This is a genomic window from Novosphingobium sp. PhB165 (assembly GCF_004341845.1).
Classification (GTDB): Bacteria; Pseudomonadota; Alphaproteobacteria; order Sphingomonadales; family Sphingomonadaceae; genus Novosphingobium.
Genome location: NZ_SLVB01000012.1, coordinates 57,200 through 74,483 on the forward strand (window position 1 = coordinate 57,200; position 17,284 = coordinate 74,483).

Sequence of the window (17,284 nt, forward strand, 5' to 3'; positions counted from 1 at the left end):
ACAATGGGCAAGTTCAACGTCGATGCGGGCGAAAAGCTCTACATCCAGGACGTGACGTTGCGTGACGGGATGCACGCCATCCGCCACATGTACGGCATCGACCACGTGCGCGCGATCGCCTCCGCGCTCGACAAGGCGGGCGTGGACGCGATCGAGGTGGCGCATGGCGACGGCCTCAGCGGCACCAGCTTCAATTATGGCTTCGGGGCGCATACGGACTGGGAATGGCTGGAAGCCGTGGCCGACGTGCTGGAAAACAGCGTGCTCACCACGCTGATCCTGCCCGGCCTTGGCACCGTGGAGGAACTGCGCCGCGCCTATGACATCGGCGTGCGTTCGGTCCGCGTCGCCACGCACTGCACCGAGGCGGACGTTTCGAAGCAGCACATCGGCATCGCCCGCGATCTGGGCATGGACGTGTCCGGCTTCCTGATGATGAGCCACATGATCGAGCCCGAGGCGCTGGCCGCGCAGGCCCTGCTGATGGAAAGCTACGGCGCGCACTGCGTCTATGTTACCGACAGCGGCGGCGCGCTCGACATGGACGGCGTGGCCGCGCGCCTTGCCGCCTATGACCGGGTGCTGAAGCCGGAGACCCAGCGCGGGATGCACGCGCACCACAACCTCTCGCTGGGCGTCGCCAACTCGATCGTCGCCGCGCAGGAAGGCGCGGTGCGCATCGACGCCTCGCTGGCGGGCATGGGCGCGGGCGCGGGCAATGCGCCGCTGGAAGTCTTCGTTGCCGCTGCCGACCGCAAGGGCTGGAACCACGGCTGCGACGTCATGGCGCTGATGGATGCGGCCGAAGATCTCGTACGGCCGCTGCAGGACCGCCCGGTCCGCGTCGACCGAGAGACGCTCGCGCTCGGCTATGCCGGGGTCTACTCCTCCTTCCTGCGCCATGCAGAGAAGGCGGCGGAGACTTACGGCCTCGATACCCGCACGATCCTGGTCGAACTGGGCCGCCGCAAGATGGTGGGCGGCCAGGAAGACATGATCGTCGATGTCGCCCTGGACATGCTGAAAGCCCAGACGGCCTGAGTCCAACAGGTGCAGCCTCCGCGCAAAGACGGGGGCGCACTGCCAAGAGAGGATGCCCGGGGGAGAACCATGGCGGAAATTTCGTTGCACAAGCCCTTCCCGGCCGCGGACGTGCCGCGCTGGGATCATGAGACGGACGTTGCCGTCGGCGGCTTCGGCGCGGCCGGAGCTTGCGCCGCGATCGAGGCCCGCAGTGCCGGGGCCGAAGTGCTGCTGTTCGAACGCAATTCGGGCAGCGGCGGCGCTTCGGCACTGTCCGGCGGGGAGATCTACATCGGCGGCAGCGGCGGCACCGATGCCCAGCGCAGCGCCGGGTTCGAGGACGCGACCGAGGATTTCGCCCGCTATCTGAAGATGGCCGGCGGCCCCTGTGCAGACGAGGCGAAGTGCGACCTCTATGCCCGCGAGTCCCTGGCCCACTACGAATGGCTGAAGGCGCAGGGCGTGCCCTATCGCGGCAACTTCCTGCCCGGAAAACACATCGAGCCAACTGACGATTCCACCCTGATCTGGTCCGGCAGCGAAGCGGCAGCGCCGTTTCGCGATCACGCCAAACCGGCCCCGCGCGGCCATGTAATCCAGCACATGGGCTGGGGCGGCGGACGGCCGTTGGTGGACATTCTGGAAGCCCGCGCGCGCGATGCCGGTGTGCACGTGATGACCGACGCCCGTGTCGTCGCGTTGATCGAAGAAGACGGACACATCGTCGGCCTGATCGCCCGGATCGACAATGCCAACCGCTTCGTCCGCGCGCGTCAGGGCGTGGTGCTGGCAACCGGAGGCTTCGCGATGAACCCCGACATGCTGCGCCGCTATGCCCCGCTGACCAGCAAGATCCACGATCCCATCGGCGAGAAGGACGACGGCACCGGCATCCTGCTCGGCATGGGCGCGGGTGGGGACGCGATCCACATGGACCAGTTCTTCACCACCTGCCCCTGGACGATGCCGGAGAGCCACGCCTACGGCGTCTTCGTCAACGAGCAGGGCCAGCGCTTCATCAACGAGGATTGCTACCACGGCCGGGTCAGCCGCACGATGCTGGACCAGCCGGGCAGCAAGCTCTTCCTGCTGCTGGACATGGCGCATTTCGTGCAGCCGCTGGAAATCGCGCGCATCGCCATCGCCGCGACGGGCGAGACCTGGGAGGAGGTCGAAGCCGAACTGGAGATGCCCACGGGCACGCTGGCGGCCACGATGGCCTTCTACAACCGCCATGCCCACGAAGGCCGCGATCCGTTGTTCGACAAGCAGGCGCCGATCCTGACGCCGCTCGATCAGGGGCCGTTCGTGGCGCTCGAACTGAATTTCGACAGTTCCTATTTCTCCTTCTTCACGCTCGGCGGGCTGCACACCGATCTGGACGGGCGCGTGCTGGGCCTCGATGAGCGGCCGGTTCCGGGACTCTACGCGGCCGGGCGCTGCACGTCGGGTCTGCCGGCATGGGGGCATGGCTATAGCTCGGGCCTCAGCTTGGCCGACTGCACCTTCTTCGGACGACAGGCAGGCCGCGCAGTGGCCGCTGAAACAATCGCGGCGAAAGCCGTAACGGGGGGAGAACTGGCATGATTCTCAAGGACAAAGTCGTCATCGTCACCGGCGCCGGCCCCGGCATGGGGCAGGCGCTCTGCCGCGCCGCCGCGCGCGACGGTGCGCGCGTGATCGTCTCGGCCCGCTCTCGCGATGCCATCGAAGCGCTGGCCGCCGACATCCGCGCCCAGGGCGGAGAAGCCATCGCCGTACCCTGCGACGTCGCTGACATGGCGCAATGCCGCGCTCTGGCGGAGGCGGCGCTGGCGAAGTGGGGGCGTATCGACGGTCTGGCTAACTCGGCCTACTACCACCCCGACTGGCAGCCGCTGGAAAGCCACGACCTGGACCAGTTGCGCACTGCGCTGGACGTGATCGCGATCGGGGGCCTGCGCATGGCGCAGGCCGTGATCCCGACGATGAAGGCGCAAGGGACGGGCTCGATTGTCAACGTCTCCACCCTCGCCACGCGCAAACCCATGCCCGGTGAAGGCGGCTATGCCATGGGCAAGGCGGCGCTGAACCAGATGACGCGTCAGTTGGCCGTCGAACTTTCGGGAACGGGCATCCGCGTCAATACCGCGCTGATGGGCTGGATGATGGGCGCTCCGCTGGAGACCTGGCTGGAAACGCTGGGCGACGGCGCCGAGGCCTTCCGCAAGAAACGCGTGGCGCAGATCCCGGTGGGCCGCATCCCGCCCGACGCCGATTGCGCCAAGGCCGTGCTGTTCCTGCTGTCCGACTATGCCAGCGAGATCACCGGCGCCGCGCTGGACGTCAACGGCGGCGACTGGGTCGCACCCTGAGGGAGATGCATATGTTGCCCGAATGGATCGACCTCGACTGGATGAAGGCCGCGCGTTCGCTGGCCGAAGACCCGCTGGAAGGGCTGGATCCGGAAGCGGTGACCGTCAGCGAGACGGTGGAGATCGCCGCCCCTGCCCGCGTGGTCTGGCAGGTGCTGACCGATCTGGACGCCTATGCCGACTGGAACCCCTTCTGCGTGCGCGCCCGCTCCACGCTGAAAATGGGCGCTCCGGTGGAAATGGCGCTGGTGAACTATGCCGTGCCCGGCACGCTGGTGCCCAACTGCGAATTCGTCTGCGGTTTCGAGCCGGAGCGGCTGCTCTCATGGTCGCTGCCGTGGTCGCGCGAATGGCCTTACCCGGCCCGGCGCGATCAGGTGATCGCGGCGACCGGGCCGGAATCCTGCCGCTATGCCTCCACCGACGCCTTTCTCGGCATGAACGGCATTCACGTCCACCGCTTCGCCGGCCCCTGGGTCAAGCGCGCCTTCGATGACAGCGGCCGCGCCCTGAAGGCCCGTGCCGAGGCGCTTTGGGCCGCATCCAAAGGAAACTGACATCATGGCCATGACACTTCAGCAACTGACCGATCTCGAAGAGATCCGCATGCTCAAGCACCGCTATTTCCGCGGCATCGACACGGCCGACATGGCTCTGCTGGAAGGCCTGTTCACCGACGACATCGCCGTGGACTATCGCGGCGGCGCCTATCGCGTGACATTTTCTGGCAAGGCGGAGATGCTGACCTTCCTCGCCAACTCGTTCCATTCGGGCGCGCTGGCCATGCACCACGGGCACAGCCCGGAAATCATCCTGACCGGCGACAATTCGGCCGAAGGGGTATGGTATCTGGAAGACATCTTCATCGATCTGGAACGCGGCGACCATACGTTCGGCAGCGCTATCTATCGCGACCGCTATCGGCGTGAGGGCGGGCAATGGAAGGTCGCCCGCACCGAGTACGACCGCGTGATAGAGGTGGTTCAGCCGATCCGCCCCGATACGCGCATCACCGAGCACATGCTGGCGAAAACCGGCCTGAAGCCGGCCGAGCGTACCGATATCACCCACCTCATCCAATGGGACGAGGTTGCCTGACTTTCGCGGGAGATTGCCACATGCTTTCACGCGTACCCCTTGGCGGCACCGATCTTTCGGTGAGCCCGCTGTGCTACGGCACCAACATGCTTGGCTGGATGATCGACCAGCCGCATTCGAATGCCATCCTGGACACGTTCGCCGGGCTTGGCGGCAATTTCATCGATACGGCCCGGTCCTATGGCGACTGGATGCCGGATGCCCCTGCAGGAGCCAGCGAGCGTGCGGTCGGCGCTTGGCTGAAGGCCCGCAAGCGCGAGGATTTCGTCATCGCCACCAAGGGCGGCTTTTTCGATCTGCGGAAGGGCGACTATCGCAACCGCTGCACGCCCGAGGATGTGGCGCAAGACCTTGCCCAGAGCCTCGATCACCTCGGCGTGGACACGATCGACCTCTATTTCCTGCACATGGATAACGAGGACGCTCCAGTCGAGATCATCGTCAACGCCCTCGTCGGCCATCAGGAGGCCGGACGCATCCGGCACTTCGCAGCCTCCAACTGGTCGGCTGAGCGCATCAAGGCCGCCAACACTTACGCCGCCTCGATCGGCAAGCCAGGCTTCGTCGCTTCCGAAACGTTCTGGGGTCTTGCCGTGCCAGGCATCGCCGCGGCCGCGCAGCAGGGCTACGTCCATTATTACGAGGGCGAATACGAGGGCGTGCATGCCGCCGGGCTGCCGATCCTGGCCTACGCCGCGCAGAGCGGGGGCTACTTCACCAAGCGTGCCAGCGGTGCTGATCTCGGCGATCAACTCACCGCGCGTTACGCCAATCCGGCCAACGACGCCCGCCTAGCCGCCGTTCTCGAACTGGCCGAGCGGCACGGCGTATCGGTGAACGAAGTGGTGCTGGCCTATCTCACCAACCAGCCCGACCAGACCGTACCGATCTTCGGCGGCTCCACGCCGGAACAGGTGGCCGAGAGCGTCAAGGCGGCCACCCTCACCTTATCCGCAGCGGAACTGGCCCAGCTCCGCGCGGCCTGACCCATCTGGCCCCCAAGTCAGATACGGCTCAGGTAACGGCGGGGAGCGGGGAGGCTCCTCGCCGTTTTTCCTTCAGTTCCAACCCAGCGCCGCACGCACGCTGTCCAACGCTTCGGCCACGCGGCGTTCGCGCGGCAGGGCAAGGGCGTGATCGCGCGGTATTTCCACGCTGATCGGCGTTTGCGGCGGAAGCGCGGCCACGAAACCTGCCAGATCGAACTGCCCTTCCCCGGCCAGCAAACGCGCGCGGGAGGCTTCGTGCTCGATATCCTCGGGCGCAGCGAGCATGCCGTCGCAGAGTTGGCCGTACAGGATCGAACCGGCCGGTGCAGCCTTCAATTCCGCCAGCGTGCCGCGCGAGCGGATGAGGTGCAGGATGTCGACATTGACGCCCACCCGCCCCGGTCGCTTGATCGCCCCCACCAGTTCCAGCGCCGCCGCCAGCGAACCGATCTGCGAGGGCGGATAGAACTCGACAGCCACGCGCAGATCGAACTCAGCCGCGCGATCGCAAAACCGGCCGAAGATATCGAGGCGACGCGCAGGATCGCGATCGTAAGCCAGCACGTTCACCAGATCCGCCCCCAGTTCTGCAGCGGTCTCCAAGGCCGCTGCAAAAGACGCCGGATCGGTCCGTCCGGTCAAAGTGAAGGGGTAGGCCAGATCGAACGCGATCCCGAGATCGGCAAGGCACCTCGCCAATTCTCGCCGGGCGTGCGGGTCGTGAAGCAGATCGAACGGCGGCATCGTGGGCAGCACCGCCATCGGCTCCATAAACAAGCAGATGCCCGAGCAGCCCGCTTGCGCAGCCGTTTCGGCCAACAGCCGCGGTGTCGCATCGACGGCCGTGATGTGATCCAGGGAAAGGCGATGGGAGCGGATAGAATCCATCTCCGCATTCTAACGAAATTCGGCGCTCAAATATACGCATAACCTCAACTGAAAATCACATTTTGTGGCTAATATCACAATTATGGAAATTATTTTTACGCAAATATTGATTGCGGAGACTCCTTTCTCCACTATGCCGTGGCATTCGCGTTGGCCTTGATCGACCGCGCGACAAAGGCTCAGCAGAAGCCATCGAGAGGAACGGCCATGGCAACCCGATCTCCGTCCGACGTTATCGACCAGACCTTGCCCCCGGCGGGGCAGTCCATGGGCCATCTGGCCTTGCACTATGCCGCGCCCGAAGACGGCCCCCTCGCCGCGCGGCTGCTATCGCTGTTCGGCTTGATCCAGACGCAGGCCTTGCCCCTACCCGGCGGCAATTTCTATCGCTTCGTAGTCAACTCCGGCCATTTCGCCCGCGGCGACGGAATCGTCTACCTCTCTGCCCTCCCCGCTCCCCAGGTCCGTCTGATCGAGACGATCCGCGCTGCCCTCGGCATCGGCACGGAGCACGAGCACGAAGTGGTCGGTTCTTACCGTGCGATGCTCGCCGCCGATCCCGAAGCCAGCTTCCATTTCGGCTTTCTGATCCCCTCGCTTGAGGAGTTGGAAAGTCTGGTGCTTGCCTTGCGCGATCTGACCGCGAACGATCCCGACTATCGCAATCGCATCCACGTAACCATGAACCGCGCACGGCCGGGAGACGCTGCCGTGGACGCACGGCTGGATGCTTCACCCGTCTTCGGCGACTGCACGCGCTTTGCCTATGGCCGGGGCGGCGTGCAGGTCTTCGTGGAGACCGACCTGATCCGCGCCGGCCAGCTTGGCGAGGCCATGCATTTCGAATTCGACTACGTATTTCCGGATCAGGCCAGCCACATCCTCTCGATTGTCGAGCTGTGATTTCGGCCCATACCCGTCACGTCAGCTTGACGACGCGGCAGCGCGGCACCGGATATTCGCTGGCTCCGATCCAGCGCCACAGCCCGGTGCCCGAACGATGCCCGGCAAGGTCGATCCAGTTGCCGAAGCCCGGATCGGCATCGGCGCAGACCACCACCACGCTGCCGTCCGCCTCGTACCGGGCCTGAGAGCCGTTGACCCAGACCTTCTGATGCACGTGATCCAGCGATTCCATCCACCAGTTGTCGATCTGGAAGTTCCACATGCGGCATTCGGGCACTTGCGCCTCGATCACCAGCGCCTCCCCCGGCGCAAGATCGAAATGGAGGTGGCCGTACCAGATGTTCGGATCGCCGCCGGCCTTCCAGAACACCTGCTGATCGCCGTCATAGACCGCGTTGGATTGACTCTTGAACCATTCGGACCAGTCCGCGAAGGTATTGGCGGTGCCCCGCACCCATTGCGCCGCGCCCATCAGTTGCCCCTCGATCGCAGCGGGCGTGAGAATGGCGGGAACCGCAGGGCCGGCGCCGATCCGCTCTACATGGACGTCTGCCGCGACTTGCGTGCGCTTGTCGTCGAACGTCTGGCGCACGATCAACAGCGACGTGTCGTCCGCCATCGGCAGCCAGTTGCCCGGATGCCGCGTGCGGCTCACGATCACTTCGAAGCTGCCGTCCGGGCCGAATTTCATGTCCGCGAACTCAAGCTCTCCGGTGGAGACCATCGTGCCGTCGGTGGCGTAGCGGTTAGCCTTGCTACCGATGGAGAAGTAGGGAACCGTGTTGCGCTTGCCGGTGATGCGATAGATCCGGTCCGGGCTGACGACGCATTGCTGGTAGATGTTGTCCGGATTGTCCGCGCCGATCTTGATCCTGTCGTCGCACAGCATGAACAGGCGCGGGAAATCGGGATCGGCGGAGTCCACCAACATGTTCAGCGCCGTGCGCGTCAGGCGGCTGAGATAGCGCAGCCCTTCCGCCTGATCGATCGGCGTGGTGGGCGCGGCCGGCCGCGCCAGCACTTCACCCGCCTCCGCCAGCGCGGCGCAGAACTGGCGCCAGACACTATCGAGATGACCTTGTTCCGCCATGGCTGCAAACCCCTTTCCGATGGGAGAAACGATGTCCGAATTGCTTGAATCGCTGGCCACACGGTTGCGCCTGCTGGAAGACCGCGAGGCGATCCGCGATCTGATCGCCAGCTATGGTCCGCTGGCCGATGCCGGCGAGGCACAGGCGCTGGCCGCGCTCTGGGCCAAGGACGGCATCTATGAAGTGGTCGGCTTCGCGCAGGCGCAAGGCCATGCCGCGATCGCCGCGCTGATAGAGGGGGATACGCACCGCGCGCTGATGGCCGATGGCTGCGCGCATCTGCTGGGCCCCGTGGCCGTGGAGATCGATGGCGATAGAGCCACCGCACGGGGCCACAGCGTCGTATTCCGCCATGGCCCCGAAGGGTTCGCGCCCTATCGCGTGGCCGCCAACCGCTGGACGCTGGAACGTCGCACCAATGGTTGGCGGGTGGTTCACCGCCGCAATGCCCTGCTGGATGGGAGCGAGGCGGCGCGCATCCTGCTGACTCCCGCTCAGCCCGCGAGCTGACCGCCGTCCACGGTGAACAGCGCGCCGGTCACCTTGCTGGCCTGATCGCTGGCGAGGAAGGCGAACATGTTCGCCACGTCATCCGGCGAGCATGACCCGTCGCGCAGCTTGGGCGCATTGCGCATCACCACCGACCAGTCGATATCGCCTTCCGGCACCGGCGTGTCGCGCGTCATCGGGGTTTCGACATGGCCGGGGCAGATCGCGTTCACGCGCACGCCCTTGGCACCGTACTCGATGGCCAACCCCTTGGTGATCGCCGCCACGCCGTGCTTCGATGCCGAATAGGCGATCGTATAGGCAATGCCCTGAAGCGCGGCGGTGCTGGCGGTGTTGACGATATTGCCACCGCTCTTCACCAGATGCGGCAGCGCCGCCTGGCAGAGCGCAAAGACGCTGGTAGTGTTGATCTTCAGCAGCAGTTCGAAATCGTCGAGCGAGAACGTCTCCGACGATCCCCACTTCAACATTCCGGCGATGTTGCACAGCACGTCCAGCCCATCGCGCGCCGCCACGTCCACCAGCGCGCGGCACGATGCCAGGTCGGTGGCATCGTACGTCTGGATCGTCGGCGTGCTTGCCATCAGCGCGGCGGTCTCTTCCAGACCCGCCGCATTGCGATCGCCAATGGTGACCGCTGCGCCTTCCGCCGCGAAGCGGATTGCGGTGGCGCGGCCAATGCCCGATGCCGCGCCGGTAATCAGTACCTTCTTGCCTGCAAAGAGCATGGCCGTCTCCCGTTCTCGTTCTTGTTTCCGGCGCTGTGTCAGAACTTCACGCCGGCCGTCACCCCGAAAGTGCGCGGTTCGGGGAAATAGCCCACGACCATGCCGCCAAAGCTGGGGCCGAAGTCGATGAAGTTCCCCGGATTGGCTTCCTTCGTCAGGTTACGCACGAAGAACGAAAGTTCCGCATCGGTGCCCAGCAGCGGCAGCTTGGTCAGGCTAGCGCGCAAGTTGACGATGGTGCGACCCTTGGACTGCGTGGTGTGCGCATTCTGGTCCGACGGATTGTCGGTCACCAGCGCATAGGGGAAAGTGTAGTACTTCGCGACGTAGCTGACATCGGCGTAGAGGTTCAGCTTGCCCCAATCGCCTTCGGCAACCCGCAGGTCCGCGCCGCCCGATGCCGTAACCTTCGGCGCATGGGGGAAGGCGCGGTTGTCGGCCACGTTGGTCTCCACGCCGTTCACCAGATCCATGAAGCGCTTGTACTTGGGATCGAGCAGCGCCAGCGATCCGTTCAGCGTCAGCGCGTCGAAGGGATGGAACACCGTTTCGAACTCAAGCCCCTGGATGCGCGCCGCACCGGCATTGCGCACGATGGAGGCGGCGCCAAGCCCGGCGGTGAACACCGCCAGCTGCATGTCCTTGTGCTCGTCCCGGAAGGCGGAAATATTGAAGATCAGGCGGTTGCCGAAGGTCTTGGTCTTGATACCAAGTTCGTAGCTGTCGACCGTTTCGGGCTTGTATGGATTGCAAAGTTCCAGTGCGCCCGAGGGGCATTCCGGCGTCGGCGCGACGAAGACGTTGGTCTCGCCATTGAAGCCGCCCGATTTGAAGCCCTTGGCATAGCGGGCATAGACATTGACCTGGTCGGTCACTTCATAGCCCAGCGTCACGGCGGGGGTGAAGCTGTTGTACTTGGCATCGGGCACGCCGCCATAGGGAATGTCTGCCACGACAACCGGAGAGGTGATGCCGTTCGCCGCATCGTAATTGATGCGGAAGAAGCGACTGATGTCCTTCTTCTCATGCGTGTAGCGCCCACCCACGGTCAGCTTCAGACCGCGCAGGATTTCGTAATCGAGTTGAGTGTAGAACGCGAAGGCCTTGGTGTGCGATCCGTAATCGGAATCGAGATCGGTGCCGCCGCCGAAATAGCTCTGCGGATTGTCGGTTGCCGCCTTCTCCGTGAAGTAGAAGGCACCCGCCGCGTAGGAAAGCTTGTCGGACAGGGCCTTGCCCGTCACCTGTAGTTCCTGGCTGAAGGCGTGATAGTCGGTCAGGCGCTGGGTATAGGCCACCGGCAGCGGCGAACCGTCGAGATCGAGTCCGTCATCGTACTTCAGGTTGCGATAGGCGGTGGTGGACTTCACCGTGGCCGCGCCGAATTCGCCGGTCAGCGTCAGCGCATGGCCGTAGCTGCGGGTCTTTTCGTAGACATCGGCATCGATCGATGCGGTCGTGACGCGCTTGGGATCGGTATAGAGATTGAGCGGGAAATTCGCGCCAACGAAGGGATAGCTGGGCGAATTGGGATCGAAGATGTCACGCGGGTCGCCGTTCTGGTTCACCTGCAGCAACTGCGATAGCTGCGGCGTCTGCTTGCTGCGGCTGTAGTCGTAGGTGTAGTCCGCGGTGACGTTGTCCGCCAGTTCGGCGCGGACCTGCACCATGAAGCTGCCGCTGTTGATCGAGTCCGTCTTGTTCACGCGGGGCGGCAGCGCGGCGGGCACGTTCGGGATGGGGTTGGGTACGATATCGATCAACCCGCCCCGGCTGCGGTACTGGCCGGAGAGTTTTACAGAGAAGATGCCCATCTTCGGCAGATCCAGCACACCGCGGAACTTCATCTCGTCAAAACTGGCGTACGTCATTTCCATCGTGCCGCCCAGTTCGCCGCTGGGCTTGCGCGTGATCAGGTTCACCGCGCCGGCCAGCGCATTGCGGCCATAGAGCGTGCCTTGCGGGCCGCGCAGCACTTCCACGCGTTCCAGATCGGCGATGTCGAAGATCGAGCCCTGCGCCTTGGCGATGTAGACTCCGTCGAGATAGAGGCCGACCGCCGGCTCCCAGGTGATTGCAGGATTGATCGTCACTGAACCACGGATGGAAATCTGCGAGACGGTCTTGGAACCCGGTGCGCGTTCGATCTTCATGTTGGGCGCGATGGTGCCCAGTTTGTCGATGGAATCGACGCCGCGGCTGTCAAGGTAGGCGCTGCTGACGGCCGAGATGGCAATGGGCACGTTCTGGACGTTTTCCGAACGCTTCTGCGCGGTAACGACGATGTCGCCGATGCCGATCTCCACTTCCTGCTTCGCCGGCTGCGCTGTCGCCGTCGCAGACTGGGCATTGTCCTGCCCTGCATCCTGGGCAAGTGCCGGGACGGCGACGATGGACATGCTGGTGGCGAGGGCCGAAGCGGCCAGGAACCTATTCACGATCTTTCTCTCCCGAAACCCTGTGCGCGTTTGCGCATCATATTCACGCCGCGCTTTCGCGCATCCGATTCACCTTCATTGAATATGATTCATCAAATCATATGGCAATATGTTTCTTGTTCGCGCGTATTTTTGATGACATATTTACGCAAATGACGGTTCAGTACGCGAAGCAAATCTGCCGCGTGCGTTCGATAAAAGACGTTGGGAGAGAGCATGGCTGATGGAATCGCCCGAACCGGCGATGCACCGCAGTTCGACTTCGTCATTGCCGGCGCGGGGGTCGCCGGCTGTATCCTGGCGAACCGACTCTCGGCCGATCCCAGGTGCCGCGTGCTGCTGCTGGAAGCGGGTGGAAACGACCGCAGCCCGCTGATCGCGGCGCCGGGCGGGTTGCTGCCAATCATGATGCGCGGCAGCCATGCCTGGCGCTACATGTCCGCCCCGCAGCGGCATCTGGATGACCGGCCGCTCTATCTGCCGCGCGGCAAGGTCCTGGGCGGCGGATCTTCCATCAATGGCATGACCTACGACCGGGGCTTCCATTCGGACTATGACCGCTGGGCGGCACAGGGATGCACGGGCTGGTCGTTTGCTGAAGTGCTGCCATACTTTCACCGGCTGGAAAGCTATGCCCCGTCGCGGGACCAATGGCACGGCGACGATGGACCGATCGCCGTCACCCGCGCCGGGCAGGATCACCCCTTCGCCCAGGCCTTCGCCTCGGCGGCCCAGCAGGCCGGCTATCCGTTCTGCGCGGACCTCAACGGCACGGCGCGCGACGGGGTGGGGCCGGTAGACCTCACCATCGGGAACGGGCGGCGCTCGAGCGCGTCCTCTGCCTATCTCCGCCCGGTGCGCCATCGCCCCAACCTGACCGTGCTGACCGGCGCGCAGGCCTTGCGCGTGCTGTTCGAGGGCAAGCGGGCTGGCGGCGTAATCTATCTCCGGCAGGGAGAGCACCACACCGCCCTTGTCCGGCGCGAAGTGATCGTCAGCAGCGGGGCGATCAACACGCCGCAACTGCTGATGCTGTCCGGGCTTGGCGATGCGGAGCACTTGCGTGGCCACGGGATCGACGTGGTAGCGCATGTCCCGGAAATCGGCCGCAATCTGCAGGACCACCTAGCCGCCCATGTGAAGTACCGTTCGACCAAGCCCTGGTCGATGCTGCGCTATCTGAGCCCGCTGCGCGGCATCGCAGCGATGGGTCAATATCTCGCCGCGCGCAGCGGGCCGCTGGCGGATCCCGGCATGTCGGTCGCCGCCTTCGTGCGATCAGACCCGGCGCTGGCGGAGCCCGACATCAAGATGCTGCTGGTCATGGCCCTCTTCGCCAACAACGGCCGCAAGATGGAGCCGAGCCACGGCTTCTACGCGCACATCAACGTCGCCCGCCCCGAAGCACGCGGCACCGTCACCTTGGCCAGCGCCGATCCTGCCGCTCCGCCGGTGATCGACCAGAATTACAACGGCACCGAGCACGACCGCCGCGTCATGCGCGAGGGAATCCGCGCCGCCCGCCGCATTTTCGCCCAGCCCGCGTTCGACACATGCCGGGGCGAGGAACTGGCGCCCGGCGCCTCCATAGAGAGCGACGAAGCGCTGGACGCCCATGTCCGCGCCCATGCGGAGGCCGATTACCACTCGGTCGGCACCGCACGCATGGGCGCGGACGCCGGGGCCGTGCTGGACCCGCAATTGCGCCTGCGCGGCGTGGACGGGCTGCGCGTGGTCGATGCCTCCGTCATGCCGCATCTGGTGGGCGGGAACACGGCGATCCCCGTGGCCATGATCGCGGAGAAGGCGGCCGACATGATCCTTGGCCGCACGCCCCCGCCTGCAGCCCAGCTTTCCGGAGAAAATGCATGAAAGTTCAAGCAATGGTCTGCCACGCGCCCGGCGCACCGCTGGTGCGCGAGGAGCTGGACCTCGCCCCGCCGGGCGAGGGCGAAGTCCTGATCGAGATCATGGCCAGCGGACTGTGCCACACCGATCTCAGCCAGCTTGACGGCAAGGCGGCGCCCTATCCCTTCCCCGTCGTCGTCGGGCATGAGGGCGCGGGGATCGTTCGCGCGGTGGGCGCTGAAGTCGCAACGGTGGCGGTGGGAGATCACGTGATCGCGCTGGCCATCGGCGAATGCGGCGCCTGCGCCAACTGCCTGTCCGGCAAGACCAACCTTTGCGAACTATTCCTTGGCGAAATCGCCACCCAGCCGACGCGCTTTTCGCTGAACGGCAAGCCTGTTTCCGCTTATTCGGGCGTCGGATCGCTGGCCCAGTTCATGGTCATGCACGAACGCAATGTCGCCCCGATCCGCGCCGACGTGCCGCTGCATCTGGCCTGCACTGCGGGCTGCTGCGTGGCGACGGGTGTGGGCGCGGCGCTGCACACGGCGCATGTGCATGAGGGCGCGAGCGTTGTCGTGTTCGGCCTAGGCGGCATCGGCCTCAACGTCGTGCAGGGTGCACGGCTGGCCGGGGCCCGGACGATCATCGGCATAGACGTGAACCCGGTCCGCGAGGCGCAGGGCGAGCGCTTCGGCCTTACCCATTTCATCGATCCCACAACCGTCGATCCGGTTGCCGCCATTCGCGCCATTACCGGCGGGGGCGTAGACTTCGCCTTCGAATGCGTGGGGAAGGCGGCACTGATGCGGCAGGCTTTCGAAAGCACCCGCATCGGCTGGGGCTGCTGCGTCGTGCTAGGCGTGCCGGCAGATGGCGAGACGATGCAGATCGTGCCGTTCGACCTGCAACTGGGCCGCACGGTCAAGGGATCGTTCATGGGCAATGTGCGTGGGCGCAGCCAGCTTCCGGCGCTGCTCGAGCACTATGCGGATGGCACGCTCAATCTCGACGATCTGGTAACGCACCGCCTGCCGATGGCGCGCGTGAACGAGGGCTTCGCGCTGATGAAATCGGGCGATGCCCTGCGCGTGGTCGTAAGCTTCGAATAAGGCTAGGCCCCCGGCGCGATGCCGGGGGCCTAGCCTTATTTTCCCTACTGACGGGGCGAATGGATATTGCCGCCGTCCACCACGATTTCGGACGAGGTGATGTAGCTGGCCTCGTCCGAGAGCAGGAAGCGGATCACCCGCCCCACTTCCTCCGGCGCGCCGAAACGGCCGAGGAAGATGCGCCGTTCGAACACGCCGGGAAGCGCGGCCTTGGCGGCAGCGATGATCGGCGTATCGATCTGGCCGGGGCTGACCGAATTGATGCGGATGCCATCGGCCGAAAGCTCGTCCGCCATCGAACGCACCAACGAGATCACCGCGCCTTTCGCCGCGCTGTAGATCGGGATCAGCCCACTACCCAAAGTCGCGTTGATGGAGGAAAGCGCCACCACGCTGCTGCCGGGCAGACTGCGCATGTCGGCGCGGAACGCCTGCACCAGGCTGACGATCGCGCGCACATGGAGGGCGATGCCCTTGTCCCACAATTCGGGCGTCACCCCGTCGATCCCGGTCACTTCGGCGGTGCCGGCCGAATGGACGATCCCGCCCACCAGACCCAAGGCTTCGCGCGTTTTCGCGGCAGCCTCCGCAATCGCCTTCGGATCGCGCAAATCGACCGCCAGCCCGATGGCGGCAACGCCCCAGGCATCGGCGATTTCCGCCGCCGCAGCCGTCGCGCCGGCCTCATTGATATCCCAGAGCGCCACGGGACGGCCGACTGCCGCCAATGCACGGGCGCTGGCAAGGCCAATGCCGGAGGCTCCGCCCGTCACCACCACAGGACTGGACGGCGCGCCCAGCGCGGGTTCGAAGTTCTGCTTTTCCATCTCTCTTCCCTTTCGCCCGATCAGTCCATTCGCCCCATCAGTCCATTCCCGGTGCGCCGGGCATTCCCTGATAATAGGCGCCAACGATCATGCCGCCATCCACGACGATTTCCGCGCCGGCCAGATAGGATGCCTCGTCACTGGCCAGGAACACGGTCGCCGCCGCCACTTCCTCCGGCGCGCCGACGCGCTGGAGCGGGATATTGCCGAAGCGTTCGTCCACCTTGTCGCGCGGCGAACCGTCGTGGTTGGTCATGACCGTATCGACACCGCCGGGGTGGACGGAGTTCACGCGCACGCCCTTGTGGCCCAGTTCCATGGCGGCCACGCGGGTCAGCCCACGCACGCCCCACTTGCTGGAGGCATAAGCGGAAAGGCCATTCGCACCCTTCATCCCGTCTACCGAGGAGACGTTGACGATGGCGCCCTTGCCGCGTGCCACCATGCCCGGCGCCGCCGCCTTGATGCCGAGAAATTCGCCGACCAGATTGACGTCCAGCACGCGCCGGTAATCGGCCAGCGTGGTATCGAGCAGCCCCGCGAAGTGCAGGATGCCGGCATTGTTGACCAGCACGTCGACCGGCCCGAAACGCGCCTCAACGTCGCGAACCACGGCGGCCCAATCGGCCTCGCTCGTCACGTCCAGATGCCAGAACCCGGCAACATCGCCCAGTTCGGCGGCCAGAGCCGCGCCGGCTTCATCCAGCACATCGGCAATGGCCACCTTGGCCCCTTCGGCCACGAAGAGGCGGCAGGTTGCCGCCCCCATGCCGCGTGCGCCGCCGGTGACGATCGCCACCTTGCCTTCAAGCCTTCCCATTATGCATGTCCTTCATTGTCGAAATCATGGTGATTGAATGTCATGTCCGTCTCATGGCGGTGCATCCGCAGCGGCTGCGCTACAAGCTCGTCCGGCGGCGGCCCGGGGTCGTCATGCCCCGGCAGCCAGAGCACGGCATCGGCCGGAAAGCCGCCGTTCCGGTCGATCAGAATGTCCAGCGCCACGCCCGCCCGCCGCTCGGCCAGACTGCGCGCCCAGCCCATCGCGCGGCCGTGCCAGAGATCGTTACTGGCGGCGGATTCCAGCAAGACCGCAAGGCGGCGCCCGCCCGCATCGGCGGGATCGCCGGCGGAGAGCACATGCTCCTCCACCCGCGCCGGGGCGAGCCGCGCGTGGTCGAGAAAGCGCTCCTCATCCGCGCGCAGCGCGGCGGCGTGCGGCCCTTCGATGACGCGCAGCGGCGCCAGCGGATCGTCCACCCAGAACTCCGAAATCGTGTCCCAGCCAAAGATTTCCGCCGCGTCCACATGATTGCGCGCATAGCCCCGGAACGGAAACAGCCGCGCCGCGAACGGCGCGTGGTGGTCCTCGTAATAGCGCTGGAAAAAGGCCCGGTCCCGATCCGGCCGATGCACCAGCGCGCAAATGCTTTTCATGGCCTGTCTCCTGCCCGCAGCGGAACCGACGCGGC

The 17,284-nt window shown here is 65.2% G+C and carries 17 protein-coding genes; 10 read left to right on the forward strand and 7 right to left on the reverse strand.

Annotation, left to right across the window (positions count from 1 at the left end):
* The first annotated feature begins 3 nt into the window (after positions 1-3).
* The 6 genes from dmpG to EDF56_RS23215 all read left to right on the forward strand — a co-directional run bounded on the left by dmpG (position 4) and on the right by EDF56_RS23215 (position 5,461).
* A complete protein-coding gene (dmpG, locus tag EDF56_RS23190) occupies positions 4-1,041 on the forward strand; it encodes a 4-hydroxy-2-oxovalerate aldolase (protein ID WP_021234620.1) in 1,038 nt (345 codons plus the stop codon).
* A 69-nt stretch (positions 1,042-1,110) separates the two neighbouring features.
* The gene (locus tag EDF56_RS23195; RefSeq protein WP_132392067.1) at positions 1,111-2,610 is read left to right on the forward strand and encodes an FAD-dependent oxidoreductase; all 1,500 of its coding nucleotides are present in this window, start codon (positions 1,111-1,113) and stop codon (positions 2,608-2,610) included.
* Positions 2,607-3,377: an SDR family oxidoreductase gene (locus tag EDF56_RS23200; RefSeq protein ID WP_132392069.1), complete on the forward strand. Its 771-nt coding sequence runs from the start codon at positions 2,607-2,609 to the stop codon at positions 3,375-3,377. The genes EDF56_RS23195 and EDF56_RS23200 overlap by 4 nt, the downstream gene beginning before the upstream one ends.
* Before the next feature lie 11 nt (positions 3,378-3,388).
* A complete protein-coding gene (locus EDF56_RS23205) occupies positions 3,389-3,934 on the forward strand; it encodes an SRPBCC domain-containing protein (RefSeq protein WP_207904971.1) in 546 nt (181 codons plus the stop codon).
* A 4-nt stretch (positions 3,935-3,938) separates the two neighbouring features.
* Entirely contained in the window at positions 3,939-4,475 is a 537-nt protein-coding gene (locus EDF56_RS23210) for a nuclear transport factor 2 family protein (protein WP_132392071.1), read from the forward strand.
* A 20-nt stretch (positions 4,476-4,495) separates the two neighbouring features.
* Positions 4,496-5,461 carry an aldo/keto reductase gene (locus EDF56_RS23215; protein WP_132392073.1) on the forward strand — a complete coding sequence of 322 codons (966 nt, stop codon included), beginning with the start codon at positions 4,496-4,498 and terminating at the stop codon, positions 5,459-5,461.
* A 72-nt stretch (positions 5,462-5,533) separates the two neighbouring features.
* Here the strand turns inward: EDF56_RS23215 and EDF56_RS23220 are convergent, their stop codons facing one another.
* Entirely contained in the window at positions 5,534-6,352 is an 819-nt protein-coding gene (locus tag EDF56_RS23220) for a TIM barrel protein (protein WP_279389733.1), read from the reverse strand.
* Between the two features lie 207 nt (positions 6,353-6,559).
* Between EDF56_RS23220 and EDF56_RS23225 the strand changes: the two genes are divergently transcribed.
* Positions 6,560-7,255 (forward strand): hypothetical protein, encoded by a 696-nt coding sequence (locus EDF56_RS23225; protein WP_132392075.1) that lies wholly within the window; start codon positions 6,560-6,562, stop codon positions 7,253-7,255.
* A gap of 16 nt (positions 7,256-7,271) precedes the next feature.
* Here EDF56_RS23225 and EDF56_RS23230 read toward each other — a convergent pair whose 3' ends face one another.
* Positions 7,272-8,348, reverse strand: a complete 1,077-nt coding sequence (locus EDF56_RS23230) for a DUF1214 domain-containing protein (protein ID WP_132392077.1) — start codon at positions 8,346-8,348, stop codon at positions 7,272-7,274.
* Between the two features lie 31 nt (positions 8,349-8,379).
* On the opposite strand from EDF56_RS23230, the gene EDF56_RS23235 reads away from it, so the two are divergent.
* On the forward strand, positions 8,380-8,859 hold the full coding sequence (locus EDF56_RS23235) for a nuclear transport factor 2 family protein (RefSeq protein ID WP_243652808.1): 480 nt from the start codon (positions 8,380-8,382) through the stop codon (positions 8,857-8,859).
* On the opposite strand, the gene EDF56_RS23240 is transcribed toward EDF56_RS23235, so the two are convergent.
* Together EDF56_RS23240 and EDF56_RS23245 are read right to left on the reverse strand one after the other, a co-directional pair.
* Positions 8,844-9,587 (reverse strand): SDR family oxidoreductase, encoded by a 744-nt coding sequence (locus EDF56_RS23240; protein ID WP_132392079.1) that lies wholly within the window; start codon positions 9,585-9,587, stop codon positions 8,844-8,846. The genes EDF56_RS23235 and EDF56_RS23240 overlap by 16 nt on opposite strands.
* 38 nt (positions 9,588-9,625) lie before the next feature.
* On the reverse strand, positions 9,626-12,025 hold the full coding sequence (locus EDF56_RS23245) for a TonB-dependent receptor (protein ID WP_132392081.1): 2,400 nt from the start codon (positions 12,023-12,025) through the stop codon (positions 9,626-9,628).
* A gap of 216 nt (positions 12,026-12,241) precedes the next feature.
* Here EDF56_RS23245 and EDF56_RS23250 point away from each other — a divergent pair, with 216 nt between their 5' ends.
* Positions 12,242-13,897, forward strand: a complete 1,656-nt coding sequence (locus EDF56_RS23250) for a choline dehydrogenase (protein WP_132392083.1) — start codon at positions 12,242-12,244, stop codon at positions 13,895-13,897.
* Positions 13,894-14,985, forward strand: coding sequence for a zinc-binding dehydrogenase (locus tag EDF56_RS23255; protein ID WP_132392085.1), 1,092 nt, complete (start codon positions 13,894-13,896; stop codon positions 14,983-14,985). The genes EDF56_RS23250 and EDF56_RS23255 overlap by 4 nt, the downstream gene beginning before the upstream one ends.
* 44 nt (positions 14,986-15,029) lie before the next feature.
* Here EDF56_RS23255 and EDF56_RS23260 read toward each other — a convergent pair whose 3' ends face one another.
* Genes EDF56_RS23260 through EDF56_RS23270 form a run of 3 tightly spaced genes read right to left on the reverse strand, consistent with a single transcriptional unit; the run spans position 15,030 to position 17,249 of the window.
* Positions 15,030-15,812, reverse strand: coding sequence for an SDR family oxidoreductase (locus tag EDF56_RS23260; protein ID WP_132392087.1), 783 nt, complete (start codon positions 15,810-15,812; stop codon positions 15,030-15,032).
* A 37-nt stretch (positions 15,813-15,849) separates the two neighbouring features.
* Positions 15,850-16,632 carry a glucose 1-dehydrogenase gene (locus EDF56_RS23265; RefSeq protein ID WP_132392089.1) on the reverse strand — a complete coding sequence of 261 codons (783 nt, stop codon included), beginning with the start codon at positions 16,630-16,632 and terminating at the stop codon, positions 15,850-15,852.
* Complete coding sequence (locus EDF56_RS23270; RefSeq protein WP_132392091.1) at positions 16,632-17,249, reverse strand: EthD domain-containing protein; 618 nt, start codon at positions 17,247-17,249, stop codon at positions 16,632-16,634. The genes EDF56_RS23265 and EDF56_RS23270 overlap by 1 nt, the downstream gene beginning before the upstream one ends.
* Between the last annotated feature and the right edge of the window lie 35 nt (positions 17,250-17,284).